This window comes from Ferdinandcohnia sp. FSL W7-1320 (assembly GCF_038050315.1).
In the GTDB taxonomy this organism is placed as follows: domain Bacteria; phylum Bacillota; class Bacilli; order Bacillales; family Bacillaceae_L; genus Ferdinandcohnia; species Ferdinandcohnia aciditolerans.
Window position 1 is genome coordinate 2,278,869 of the sequence record NZ_JBBPAM010000001.1, and the last position, 12,565, is coordinate 2,291,433.

The following is a 12,565-nucleotide window of genomic DNA, read 5'->3' on the forward strand; positions in this document are numbered from 1 at the left end:
TTTTTTTTCAATTATACTCTTCATTTATCTCCGACGATTGACAAGCGAATAGCGAATAGGTAGGTATTCACCTATGTTTACCCAGATGAATATCTTATTCGTATAGCTTTTTTAGGGGGAATCAAGTGTGGGTTATTACGTTACTGTGGAATCAGGTGTAAAATTATATATTGAAGATATTAATCCTGAAGGCAGCAAGACAATCGTATTTCTGCATGGTTGGCCGTTAAGCCATAGACAGTTTGAGTATCAATTTGATGTTCTGCCTTTCATGGGTTACCGCTGTATCGGAATAGACTGGAGAGGTTTCGGAAAGTCGGATAAGCCAATAAGTGGATACAATTTTGACCGATTGGCCGATGACATACGTAAAGTTGTTGATGTCCTTCAATTAGACAATTTTACTCTTGTTGGTCATTCTACGGGCGGAGCAATTGCGATTCGGTATATATCCCGACATAATGGTAACGGGGTATCTAAGCTTGTCCTAGTTGATGCTGCAGCTCCTGTAGGCTTTACGACAGAAACTGCGACAAAATTCCTTACTCAAGCGTTAAATGACCGTCCTAAGATGATGAGAGAAGTGACAGAAAACTTTTTCTTTCAATATATAACAAGCCCATTCTCTGAGTGGTTTTTTCAAATGGGCTTAGAAGCAGCAGGCTGGTCAACAGCAGCGATCATTATTACACTAAGAGATGAAACACTTTATGCAGACTTACAAAAAATACTTGTCCCAACTTTAATTGTTCATGGTGTTCATGACAAAGTGATTCCATTTGCACAAGCTCAGGAACTAAGTCAAAAAATAAAAAACGCACAGCTTGTTCCGTTTCATTACAGTGGTCATGGTGCTTTCTGGGAAGAACGTGAAAAGTTTAACCAGCTATTGAGGCAATTTATTGGTTGATCCATCCTATTTAACTTACAAATGTAAGTTTTCTTGAAGTCGAATTTTAAACGAATAGGTGCGTTGATCCGAGAAGGATTAAGGCACTATTTTTTTGAAATTTTTGTCGTTCTTTTTTAATAACTGGGGTGAGTTTAGTTGAAAGAAGAAAAATCTGTGATTTAGCAGGTAATTTATGGTACTAGGTGGAATTAATGTTAATGAATAAATAAATCGATAATAAATGGAGGAGTAATGATGAGTCAGGTTTGTGTTATTGGGATTTATGTTCCTAATATTCAGGAGGCAATTGACTTTTACACCATAGTTTTAGGCTTTGAAGTTAATAAAAAATATGGTCCTAAAATTGTAACACTCGTTCAAGGAGATCTACCCATCGTATTAGAAGAATCAGAAGAGGCATCATATATTAATAATCCTAAACCTTCAGGAGTAGTTTTAGGATTAAAAACGGAAGACATTCATCATACAGTTGATCTGTTAAAAGAACATAAAGTTGATTTCATTGTTGAAGAACCAACAAAATGTCCTCCGGGAAAATATATTAGTTTCAGAGACCCATTTGGTAATGTATTAGAGTATCTGCAATTTGATTAATTCAACCAGTCTTTTGGAGGATTATGATATGGAATATTATAAATATCTGAGACTGTATGTAGGCCATAAACCTATTATTTTACCTGGTTCGGTTGTTATCATTATAAATCAACAGAATGAAGTGTTATTGCAAAAAAGAAAAGATGGATATTGGGAATTACCAGGAGGCCTAATGGATTTAGGTGAAAGTTTTGAAGAAGTGGCAAAAAGAGAGGTTTTCGAAGAAACAGGCTTAGTAGTTGAAAACCTAAAATTACTTAATGTTTTCTCTGGTTCTGACCATTATTTTAAAGTGTCAAATGGGGATGAATTATATTCAGTAACAGCTGTTTATTATACGAAAGATAGCAGTGGAGAATTGAAGATAGATTATAGCGAATCTGAAGAAATGCAATATTTTTCACTTAATAATCTACCAAGTAGATTAACAGTTGAGTATAGAGGATATATTGAGCAATACATAAATTGTGTAAAGGTAGATTTTAAGTAAACATAGTGATCATACTAAAGGATTATTGCTTATTTTGAGGTTAATATAACAGTACTTACTATATGTAACATTTATTGAATGGGAAAATAAATTCTGGAGGTACATAATGGAAATTTTTAAGTTTAGTAAAGATAGTGGTATGAAAATATCAAAGTTCAATTCGGATTTTGTGATGTCCCGTATTATTCAAACTGAAAAAGCAACTCATGTAGGTTACATGTACTTAGAAGAAAACGGAATTATAGGCTATCATCAAGCAGTAGTACCTCAACTTCTTTTAATCTTAAATGGGGAAGGGGATGTACGTGGTGAAAAAGAAGAATATATCAAAGTTCAAGCGGGAGACGCTGTTTTTTGGGAGAAAGATGAATGGCATGAAACCAAAACGGATACAGGATTAACCGCTATTGCTATTGAAAGTGAAGAATTAAATCCTTCATTATTTATGCCATTTAAAAAATAAACTAATGGTTGCCATTACTGAATTAGGCAGTCGCTTTTTCTGTTACTTGCGCAGTAAGGTTTTTATAGATTAAGAATATTTGGGTTAATAGAGTTTCAGAATAAATGCGAGAAAATTAACCTTCCCTCAATTGGTAATTCGACACGATCGTATTGTGTCTTTTTTTGTGATTTTTTTAAGGAGAATCAGTTGACAGGTAAAATAAAATTATGATATTATTAAAAATTTGATTAAAAAATCTATGTGTGTTAAGGTTAAGAAGGTTACCATATATGGAGGTGGGTTATTTGTTTCAAATTGGCGATAAAATAGTTTATCCAATGCACGGAGTAGGTATAATTAAAGCCATAGAAGATAAGGAAATCTCAGGGGAAAAACAACAGTATTATGTTATAAAAATGTTAATAGGTAATATGCAAGTCATGATTCCAACAGGTAAGACCTTGAATTTAAAAATACGCCATGTTACTGACATAAATGCATTAACACACATCATACACATTTTTCAGCATGGAGAAACAGACAGATTTCAAATGTGGAAGCAAAGGTATAAAGTGAACACGGACAAAATAAAAACGGGTAAAATAGAAGAATGTGCTGAAGTCGTACGTGATTTAATGCGTATGAAGAAAGAAAAAGAACTAAATGCAAGTGAAAAAAAGATGTTACTAAACGCACGTGAATTTTTGATGAACGAATTGGAATTAATTAAAGGAATTACTGAAAAACAAATAAAAAGTTTCTGTTAATGTTTAATTAAAATAATGTATTACAACTCCCGAAAATATCCTGTTTTTTTGGGAATATGTTTCCTTTTGAAAGTAAATCTTTCAAAGACATTCAACTTCTCCAACTCACCTTTAGAGCATTAACCTCTTTTTTTATTTCTGCAATTTAATCCATTTTTATTATTTAAATTACTTTTACGAACTATAATGCTACAAATAACTCGATAATACTGCACTCGATTTTTTTGCGATCCTGATTCACACTGGCACGGACAAGGAGCCGTAAGGATGAAAGAGAGGTAGGGCTTTCATTGTTTTAGGTAAGCAAATAATATTGCTTCTCTTCTTTTCATAAAAGAGAAAAACGATTTGGTAACACAATATGGTCAACTACAAAAATGGTTTCCTAGTTTGGAAATCATTTTTTTATTTATTTTACATCACAAAAGGAATTAGGTATTTTCTCTCCCAAATCATTCATTATAAAGATTTTTAATTATATTTAAAGAGTATTGAATATTGCCACCCAGTAGACCCTCCTTTGCCATGTTTTTATCCCATTAATGACAAGTTTTAGACCCACCTCTGCCAAACTGAGGACCACCCTCCTATATAATGGAATTGCACTATGCTGTGCAAATCTATTATATAGGAGGTTTTTTTGTGGTTAAATACCGAGAAATCCTTAGGCTACATGCCCAAGGAGTAAGTCAAAGGGGGATCGCTTCTAGTTGTGCCAACTCGAGAAATACAATTAGAGAGGTAGTTAAAAGGGCTCAAAAGTTAAATATTTCTTGGCCATTCGAGGAGGATATGACAGATAGCGATCTTCAAGAACTTCTGTTTCCAGAAAAGCATGAAGCATCTAATTTCAGGAGAAAACCAGATTGTGAACACATCCATAAGGAATTAGCTAAGCCGGGAGTGAACTTAGCTCTCCTGTGGGATGAGTATTGTTTAAGTTGTAGGGCGAGTGATGAAATCCCCTATAGCTATAGGCAGTTTTGCCGTTTCTATCATGATTACGCTAGGAAAACAAAAGCAACTATGCGTATTAAACGTAAGCCAGGCGAACAGCTGGAAGTGGATTGGGCTGGTCAAACTATGAGTCTAACAGATAATTTGACTGGCGAAGATATTCCTGTCTATATATTCGTCTCTGCCCTATCGTGTAGTCAGTACGCTTATGTAGAGGGTTTCTTATCTATGGACACCGAAAATTGGATTACAGCCCATATTCACGCCCTACAATTTTTTGGTGGTGTACCTCGGATTATTGTTCCTGATAATTTAAAGACTGGGGTAATCAAAGCCTCTCGATCTGAGCCTATCATTAATCCAACCTATCAAGAGATGGCTGAACATTATCAAACAACGATTATTCCAGCACGTGTACGTCATCCAAAGGATAAACCGAGTGCTGAAGGGGCAGTTGGAGATATATCAACTTGGATTATTGCTTCACTACGAAACCAGAAATTTTTCTCTCTGGCGGAACTAAATGAAGCTATTAAAGAAAAGCTTCAAGAATTTAATACAAAACCATTTCAAAAGAAAAAGGGGAACAGGCATACAGCCTTTACAGAAGAAGAAAAGTTTGCGCTAATGCCGTTGCCTGTTTCCCCGTACGAGATGGCCACTTGGCTAAAGGCGACCGTACAATATGATTATCACATAAATGTAGACAATATGTCTTATTCTGTTCCTTATGATTATATCCAACGTCGTGTAGATGTTCGTGTAACGAGAACCATTGTGGAGGTTTTTTATAAAAATTTTCGAATTGCATCCCATAAAAAACTCACTGGTAAACTCGGACAGTCAATTACTATTCCAGATCATATGCCAAAGGAACACAAACAATTTCTTGAATTCAATAAAGAGTATGTTTTGGATTGGGCAACCTCTGCAGGTGAAAGTACACTAGCCACGGTTAAGAGTATACTAGCTTCTTATAAAGTGGAAAAACAAGCCCTGAAATCCTGTCTTGGATTAATAAAACTGTCAGATAGGCATTCTATAGAGCGTGTTGAAAAAGCGTGTGAAAGAGCTCTATCTTATACTCCAAGACCTACACTTAAAAGTATACAAACGATATTAAAGACTGGACAAGATAAACTATCTGAATCGAAAGAAACAAAAGATCCAAAAAAGGAAAAGCAGACAAATGATTATGGATTCACTCGTGGATCCGAATATTATGGAGGTAAGAACAATGACAAATGAAAGCACATTAACTAAATTAAACGAAATGAGAATGTCTGCCATGGCAGAGATGTATGTAGAGCAGTTAAAAAACCCTGATTATCAAGACCTATCTTTTGAAGACCGTTTTGGAATACTTGTTGATTTGGAATGGACCCGCAGACAAAATAGTAAACTAGAACGATTGATTAAAAGTGCGGAATTGCGTGACACGCAGGCTTCTATTGAAGATATCGAATATCACCCAGATAGAAAGCTAGATAAGTCACAAATTCTTCGCCTAGCCTCTGGACAATATATTGAGGACCACCACAATATCATTCTTAAAGGGGCTTCAGGAAATGGAAAGACATATCTAGCTTGTGCATTTGGCATTGCAGCTTGTCGCCAATTCTACAAAGTTCAATATACTAGATTGCCAGATTTATTAGATGAACTCTCTATCGCAAGAGGAGAAGGTGTTTACCGCAAGGTAGTGAAAAAATATAAAAAAGTCGATTTACTCATCCTTGATGAATGGCTTCTTACACCATTAAGGGAAAGTGAAGCTAGGGATCTCTTGGAGATTGTAGAAGCTAGACACCAACAAGGTTCTACAATATTTTGTTCCCAATTTGACCCTAGAGGGTGGCATGAAAAGATTGGAGAAGGTACTCTAGCTGACGCAATTTTAGATCGCATTGTCCATGACTCTTATCAAATTTTGATAGATGGTGAAATATCCATGCGAGAGCGTCATGGATTAGGTGGACAAGCTTGATATGACTAATATAACGAGAGATGACCTAATGAAAATAGAGGATTATTATTATAAGACTGGATACAAGCACTGGTGCCGATTCCCTGAGGAACTAAAGACAAATCTATTAGATAACCATTCCCCCAGATCTGGACTGAGCAGGATATTTATAAGGGCTCAAGAAAAATAATTATGGGGTATTTCAATAAAAGGTTTAATTAAGGTTTTATTAAGAAAGGCCCTGCAGATATAAAATTGGCCCTGTAGGGCTTTTTCTAGGCAATGGTACTCTTTATGTCAGTAGTGGGTCATTTTTATGGCAGAGGTGGCTCAAAAAGATGGCAACACTGGAACTATCCCATGACAATATTCAAGTATTGATTTAAAAAGGATTAAGGGCTTTGTTATAGAAGTTATCAAACAATTACAGATATTTCAAATAACGATTAGAGCATTCATCAATTATTAGTAAAAGAACCGATATTTTTTCATGCAATGTCTAATAAAATAAATAAGGAGGGATTAAATGAACAGCAATAATTACCTTAAAGCAATAAACTGGACGATTTTCATACTTGTAGTTTTGACAGGAATTATTACTGCATCTTTCTCAATGTATAAGCTTCTAAATATACCTGCATTTGGTGAGGAGGCGCAGTCTCGTGTAGAATTCCGATGGGGATCCATACAAATGTTCACCGTAATTGCTTTACTAATCAGTTCTGTATTATTAGCAAAAGGGTGGAAGCGTTTGTTTCCATTTAACGTTCCTATTGCCATCATCCTGCTAGGTTTTTGTTATGTATTATTTTTTCTGACATTTACAACTGGTTGGGTTGGTTTTCAAGGCATATTTGGTTTCTTTATCGCTTTCCTAATAGGTATGATTTTAGGTATTTCTTATTCAATTTTTAATCGGATTGAACGACGAAGGTAATAAATAAAGGCTGTTTTCGCAAAGTTTGTTGTTTCTAAAAGGTATATTATAAATCGTATAAACTGGAAATGGAGGTAGAAGATGAAAAATAGTTCATCCATAATTATTGGTTTAGCAATTATAGTAGGTTTCACAATATTAGGCTTATTTTTTATGTCTGCATTTGGTAAGGAAACTTCAAATGTAGATAGTACTAACAATGAATATAGATATGAACTTGTGCCTGCAAACGAGAATAATATCATCATTTTCGATAAGAAGACTGGTGAATATTGGAAAAAATATTTACCAAGTGGTGAAGGTCCTACAAATTGGGAGAAAGTCGAGTCTCCAATAAAAAATAGCGGTAAATAGATTAAGAGTATTAGCCACCTTTAAGAAATTAAGGTGGTTTTTATATTACTTTCAACATCTCTACTGTTATGTCGTTATATTTTTAACACGCCGAAACAAGCAAGAAGGGATTGATTATCCCTTGTTTTTAGAAGTTATTAAAATATCATATTTTTGACTTCTATGTACTAATTATCTATAATTAGTAATGTAATTTAAAGTTTAGGAGGATTATTAAAAAATGACACATTATATGAGACTTCGATTCCCATCTTTGAACCAGTAATTTAATACGTTCAAAGGCTCTGTTTGTGAAACCAGAGTACACGGGATAAGTCTGTCCTTTTTTAATAATCTTCATTTTATAAGTAAATACATGTTTTGCTGATATCGATGTATTTACTTTTACTTTAGCCTATGTAGGGCTGGAATAGATATTATGTAATGGAGAAAGGCGGATTGTTCTGCCTTTCTTTATTTATGTCTAATTATCTATCTTCTTTAGGATTAAAGAGGTTTATTTAGCGACGACTTCTTATTGACCTAAGACAAATAAGGATCGGTTTCTTCCGTTTACTCTGAATCACAGGCAGATTGCCTGTGATTTTTATTTTTGAAAGGAAGAGTAACATGAATAACAAAACAAAAAGTGTAAACCGGTTTCGTGATATGATTGAAGTATTTAGATGCCCGCATTGTAAAGGTTCGTTAAAAGTGGTTGATGAAAAAAGCCTAAAATGTGCAAATAAGCATACTTTCGACTTTGCTAAACAAGGATATGTTAACTTTATGACGCGTTCCACAAATAGTCATTATGATCAGAGTTTATTTGAAGCAAGGCAGAACATCATTATGGAAAGTGAGTTGTACACACCAATTCATAAAGAAATCTCAAAAGTGATAAACACATACATGAATTCTACAATTTATCCATTATTACTTTTTGATGCCGGATGTGGTGAAGGATCTCATTTACAAAAGATTTTAAATGAATGTAATACTTCAGCTTTAAAAGGGGTGGGTCTGGATATTTCAAAGGAAGGTATAATAATGGCCGCTAAGAAATATAAAGAACAAAGCTGGATTGTTGGTGATTTAGCAAATTCACCAATAGCAGCTCAAACTTTTCATGTAGTTCTTAATATCTTATCCCCTTCAAATTATAAAGAGTTTAAAAGAATATTGGTTCCTGACGGTCTTGTCATTAAAGTGGTCCCTCGTCCAAATTATCTAAAAGAACTAAGGAAAGCACTTTACGGTGACACAGAAAATAATTCTAATAAAAATGTAGAGATAGTCGAGCTATTTAAGAAACACTTTTATTTAAAAGAAGTTATTAATCTAAGTTATCAACAAACGTTGGACCAAAAAGAAGTAAATAATGTAATGCATATGACACCACTTTCATGGAATTCGAAAAAAACAGATGTTGGGGCATCTATAAATAGCATTTCAGAGATTACGGTTGATTTAGATATACTAGTGGGATTTAAGAAATAATCAAAAGTTAATCCATATCTAATAGGACCCTATTTTATTTAGGAAAATGAAAAGGTCCTCACCAAAGGTTGTGGGGACTTAATTCGTGTAATCAACTATAATGTTTAGTTTAAGGAACAGTTTTGATCTGCTTTGTGTAGAAAAAGCGGAAGATTGAAAAGTACAGGACTTGGATGAATAAAAATACACCAATACCGTTAGGGATACGATGGTTAAGTCATAAAAGAAAAGGTGAGACAATGCGCTTAGAGCTACTTTGCTCCGTGAATGAGTGCCACAAAAATCGGTGTGAAGAATAGAAGGGCAGTTTGTCTCGTTAGTCCCTTTTTCAATTCTTTCTCGGTTAAGCCCATTTTTGCAATCGATTTGAATTTAATAAACAATAGAGGTTCATCTTGTTTGTAGGATCGTTTATTGGGATTGTGTTCTTTGTTTCGGTTGGAAGTTTCCTCTAATTCAGACTTTATGCGAATTTAGAGGAAGACAAACAAAAATTCTATTGATATTCAAAATGGATAAGTAAAGGGTGTTGAATGAATTGGGAATGAGTTTGGACAAACGGAAGAACTACTACAGCAGTTCCTTTTTGAACGAGCGAAGTTGGAAACGAGCCTTTAGTTGTTGATTTTGCTATAATGCCACTAAGTAGCTAGCACTTTATAATAGAGGAGTCGAATATGGAAAATAACGTTTTTGAAGAAATGGCAAAAAGATATGATACAGAGGAAAGAATGGAATTAGCGAAAGTAATTGTGAAGGAAGTAATACCGCAATTACTAAGTGCTCAAGATAAATCACTAATTGACTATGGAAGCGGGACGGGGCTAGTTAGCTTAGAACTATCAGAATTAGTGGAATCGATATTGTTGGTAGATTCATCAAAACAAATGTTGGACGTGGCTGAAGTTAAAATAGCTAAGCGTGGTCTATCGAATGCAAAAGTATTGTATGCGGATTTAACTCAAGAAACGCCTGAACTTAAGGCGGACATCGTGTTGATACGAAAAAAATCTTACAAGAATTGTTCACTATTTTAAACAAGGGCGGCAAGCTCATTATCATCGATTTTGACAAAAACGATCAGATATCTCACCCGAAAGTACATAACGGCTTTTTGCATGATGAACTGAAAAGATTATTATCCGAAGTTGGATTTACTTCATCTGAAATGAAGACATTCTACCACGGACATCGTATTTTTATGAGGCAAGACGCCTCAATGTTTATTACTAGTAGTATAAAGTAAGGGTCACAGATCTGAATACAATATTTACACCCGTCATTTCTTGTAGAGGATGACGGGTGTTTTGTATGTTCTTTGAAAAAATGCACCAATATATTAAATTAGAGGTGGAATAAACGAATATAAATAGAAAAATACTATCAAAAACAGGAGGCCTCTTTGTGAACAAAAACCAATTTGAATTGATAGAGAAAATAAGAAAAGCAGAAGTTCAACAAAGTGAAAGATGGGTCAATTATTGGAACGATTACTCCAATTTTCATACATGGCAGTTTTGGGTTGTTTTGGCAATGTTAATTATTCCACTCATTGCTTTACTTCTTTTTATAGACCGAAGAAAAATCTTTCAACTAGGTTTTTACGGATATGGGGTACATATCTTTTTTGCATTCACGGATGTAATTGGAGTATCAAGAGGGTGGTGGATCTACCCATATAAATTATTACCTGGGCTTCCGGCAAACTTTGCTCTAGATGCATCTTTCGTACCAGTATCGTATATCCTACTGTACCAATATACGCTTAATAAAAATATAAATTATTATATTTGGCTACTTCTTCTTTGTCTTGTATTTGGATTTTTCATAAAACCTATCTTACAGGGGATTGGTTTGTTTCGTTTTGGTGGAAAGGAGAATTTTTTCCTATTATTTATTCTATATATAGCCGTTGGGCTTATCTCAAAATGGATAACAGATGTATTTTTATTTTTAAGTAAATCAAATAAATGGAGCCTCTTGCATAGAAAAACAAGGATGTAACAAAAAAATTTTAGCGTAAGTTGAAGTGGCTTATGCTAACTAACACTAGTGTGAAGTTATGTTATAAAATCTTTTTAGCAATCAATTCAGTTGCTTTTTTCGGATTAAGGCGGTATAAAATGTCCATGATTTTCGAATCGTTTCCGGCTAAAACACGGTATTTTCTAGTTTCCATTCCTTCAATAATGACGGCAGCTGCGACGATGGGGCTTAGTAGTTTATAGGTAGAACTTTCGGCACCTTCTTTTTCCACTTTGGCTTTTTCCACGAGGTCTGTATCAACCGCGCCAGGAATCACAAGGGTCACACCAACATTGGTTTTACGAAGCTCCGAGTGAAGGGATTCGGTTAACATCTTAACAGCTGCTTTTGAAGCGCAATAGATTGTTTGTTGCGGAATCGGTAGGGATCCACCCATACTCGCTACATTTGCAATATGGGCTTCGGGCCTAGTTAACAGATGTGGTAAAAACGATTTACACATATAGAGCGTTCCATAAAAATTGACATCCATTACCCATTGGATTTGTTCATACTCAAGATCATGCACACTCATGAATGGTTGAATGATGCCTGCATTATTAATTATCGCGTCTACGCAACCGTGACTTGCAATGCCTTCATCGAGAAGCTTTTGTACATCCTCTCTGTTTGCGATATTTGCTGTGTGAATTGAAATTCTGTCTCCATACATATCCTTATATGCCTGTATTTTCTCGAGCCCATTTCTGTGGATGATTGCTGCGACATTTGCGCCTTTTTCTAACAGCTGGCGAACAAGCTCACGTCCAATCCCACCCCCTGCACCTGTAACAACAATGACCTTATCAGATACTTTCATCTAAAAACCCCCTTCGTATAAAAATAAACACTCCATATCATATGTAGATTGCAATTCTTAATGACAAAGTGAAACAATAATAATTTGGATAGTTTACTTGGGTGGTTAATGAAAAATTTCAAGAATGGTATACAATAAATGTAAGAATCTTCAATGGAGGAGAGGGGAAACAAACAAGATGTTTACTATGAGAAATGTGCAGGCTACAGATTTAGAACAGTTGTTACATATTGAGAATGAAGGCTTTTCTGTTGAGGAGGCAGCAACAAGAGAAGCATTTATAGAGAGAATTCGGTTGATAGCGGATAGCTTTATTGTGGCAGAACAGGAAGGAGAGATACTTGGCTATATTAATGGACCTGTTATTGACCAACCGTATATAACTGATGATCTTTTTACCGAAATCAGGCCGAACCCAGAAAGTGGAGGATATCAGAGTGTTCTCGGATTAGCAGTATCCAGAAAGAATAGAAATCAAGGAATTGCAAAGAGTTTACTAGAAAAAATGCAAGAGTTAGTAAAAAAGAACGAAAGAGAAGGTATTACTTTGACCTGTAAACAGGAATTAGTTTCGTTTTATGAAAAACTAGGACTTGTTAACCATGGCTTGTCCGAATCAAAACATGGTGGAGTGAACTGGTATAACATGGTGAAATTAAGCAAGGACGCTTAGAACTTGTACTAGGTCTCATGTTAGAAAAATATTCTTGAACATTTAGGAGGAACCAAGTACAAGGTATTATATTGGTATGAAATGATTTAAGAAATGAAAAAACAATCAATGTTGAGCCCACAGATTGAATTTTTCCTACGGTGGG

The 12,565-nt window shown here is 34.8% G+C and carries 14 protein-coding genes and 2 pseudogenes; 14 read left to right on the plus strand and 2 right to left on the minus strand.

Going from position 1 to position 12,565, the window contains the following annotated elements; genetic code table 11:
• The first annotated feature begins 127 nt into the window (after positions 1-127).
• The 11 genes from NST91_RS11475 to NST91_RS11520 all read left to right on the plus strand — a co-directional run bounded on the left by NST91_RS11475 (position 128) and on the right by NST91_RS11520 (position 8,902).
• Positions 128-910, plus strand: coding sequence for an alpha/beta fold hydrolase (locus NST91_RS11475; RefSeq protein ID WP_121448073.1), 783 nt, complete (start codon positions 128-130; stop codon positions 908-910).
• Between the two features lie 237 nt (positions 911-1,147).
• On the plus strand, positions 1,148-1,507 hold the full coding sequence (locus NST91_RS11480) for a VOC family protein (protein WP_341331236.1): 360 nt from the start codon (positions 1,148-1,150) through the stop codon (positions 1,505-1,507).
• Positions 1,508-1,535: 28 nt separating this feature from the next.
• Positions 1,536-1,997, plus strand: coding sequence for an NUDIX hydrolase (locus NST91_RS11485; protein WP_341331237.1), 462 nt, complete (start codon positions 1,536-1,538; stop codon positions 1,995-1,997).
• Positions 1,998-2,103: 106 nt separating this feature from the next.
• On the plus strand, positions 2,104-2,460 hold the full coding sequence (locus NST91_RS11490) for a cupin domain-containing protein (protein WP_341331238.1): 357 nt from the start codon (positions 2,104-2,106) through the stop codon (positions 2,458-2,460).
• Positions 2,461-2,732: 272 nt separating this feature from the next.
• Complete coding sequence (locus NST91_RS11495; RefSeq protein ID WP_341331239.1) at positions 2,733-3,209, plus strand: CarD family transcriptional regulator; 477 nt, start codon at positions 2,733-2,735, stop codon at positions 3,207-3,209.
• A gap of 642 nt (positions 3,210-3,851) precedes the next feature.
• The gene (istA, locus tag NST91_RS11500; protein ID WP_341330073.1) at positions 3,852-5,414 is read left to right on the plus strand and encodes an IS21 family transposase; all 1,563 of its coding nucleotides are present in this window, start codon (positions 3,852-3,854) and stop codon (positions 5,412-5,414) included.
• Entirely contained in the window at positions 5,404-6,153 is a 750-nt protein-coding gene (istB, locus tag NST91_RS11505; RefSeq protein ID WP_341330072.1) for an IS21-like element helper ATPase IstB, read from the plus strand. The genes istA and istB overlap by 11 nt, the downstream gene beginning before the upstream one ends.
• Before the next feature lie 505 nt (positions 6,154-6,658).
• Positions 6,659-7,069, plus strand: coding sequence for an RND transporter (locus NST91_RS11510; RefSeq protein WP_341331240.1), 411 nt, complete (start codon positions 6,659-6,661; stop codon positions 7,067-7,069).
• 81 nt (positions 7,070-7,150) lie between these two features.
• Positions 7,151-7,423 carry a hypothetical protein gene (locus NST91_RS11515; protein WP_121448068.1) on the plus strand — a complete coding sequence of 91 codons (273 nt, stop codon included), beginning with the start codon at positions 7,151-7,153 and terminating at the stop codon, positions 7,421-7,423.
• Positions 7,424-7,643: 220 nt separating this feature from the next.
• Positions 7,644-7,688 carry an erythromycin resistance leader peptide gene (locus tag NST91_RS26300; RefSeq protein ID WP_121448126.1) on the plus strand — a complete coding sequence of 15 codons (45 nt, stop codon included), beginning with the start codon at positions 7,644-7,646 and terminating at the stop codon, positions 7,686-7,688.
• Between the two features lie 344 nt (positions 7,689-8,032).
• Positions 8,033-8,902, plus strand: a complete 870-nt coding sequence (locus NST91_RS11520; RefSeq protein WP_341331241.1) for a putative RNA methyltransferase — start codon at positions 8,033-8,035, stop codon at positions 8,900-8,902.
• A gap of 109 nt (positions 8,903-9,011) precedes the next feature.
• On the opposite strand, the pseudogene NST91_RS11525 reads toward NST91_RS11520, so the two are convergent.
• Positions 9,012-9,276, minus strand: a pseudogene (locus NST91_RS11525) (ABC transporter permease); the annotation flags it as partial.
• A gap of 303 nt (positions 9,277-9,579) precedes the next feature.
• Between NST91_RS11525 and NST91_RS11530 the strand changes: the two are divergent.
• Both NST91_RS11530 and NST91_RS11535 read left to right on the plus strand, forming a co-directional pair.
• Positions 9,580-10,148: pseudogene (locus tag NST91_RS11530) on the plus strand (class I SAM-dependent methyltransferase).
• Between the two features lie 158 nt (positions 10,149-10,306).
• A complete protein-coding gene (locus NST91_RS11535; RefSeq protein WP_341331242.1) occupies positions 10,307-10,906 on the plus strand; it encodes a CBO0543 family protein in 600 nt (199 codons plus the stop codon).
• 61 nt (positions 10,907-10,967) lie between these two features.
• On the opposite strand, the gene NST91_RS11540 is transcribed toward NST91_RS11535, so the two are convergent.
• Positions 10,968-11,747, minus strand: coding sequence for an SDR family NAD(P)-dependent oxidoreductase (locus NST91_RS11540; protein WP_341331243.1), 780 nt, complete (start codon positions 11,745-11,747; stop codon positions 10,968-10,970).
• Positions 11,748-11,925: 178 nt separating this feature from the next.
• Here NST91_RS11540 and NST91_RS11545 point away from each other — a divergent pair, with 178 nt between their 5' ends.
• Positions 11,926-12,420, plus strand: coding sequence for a GNAT family N-acetyltransferase (locus tag NST91_RS11545; RefSeq protein WP_341331244.1), 495 nt, complete (start codon positions 11,926-11,928; stop codon positions 12,418-12,420).
• Positions 12,421-12,565 lie beyond the last annotated feature (145 nt).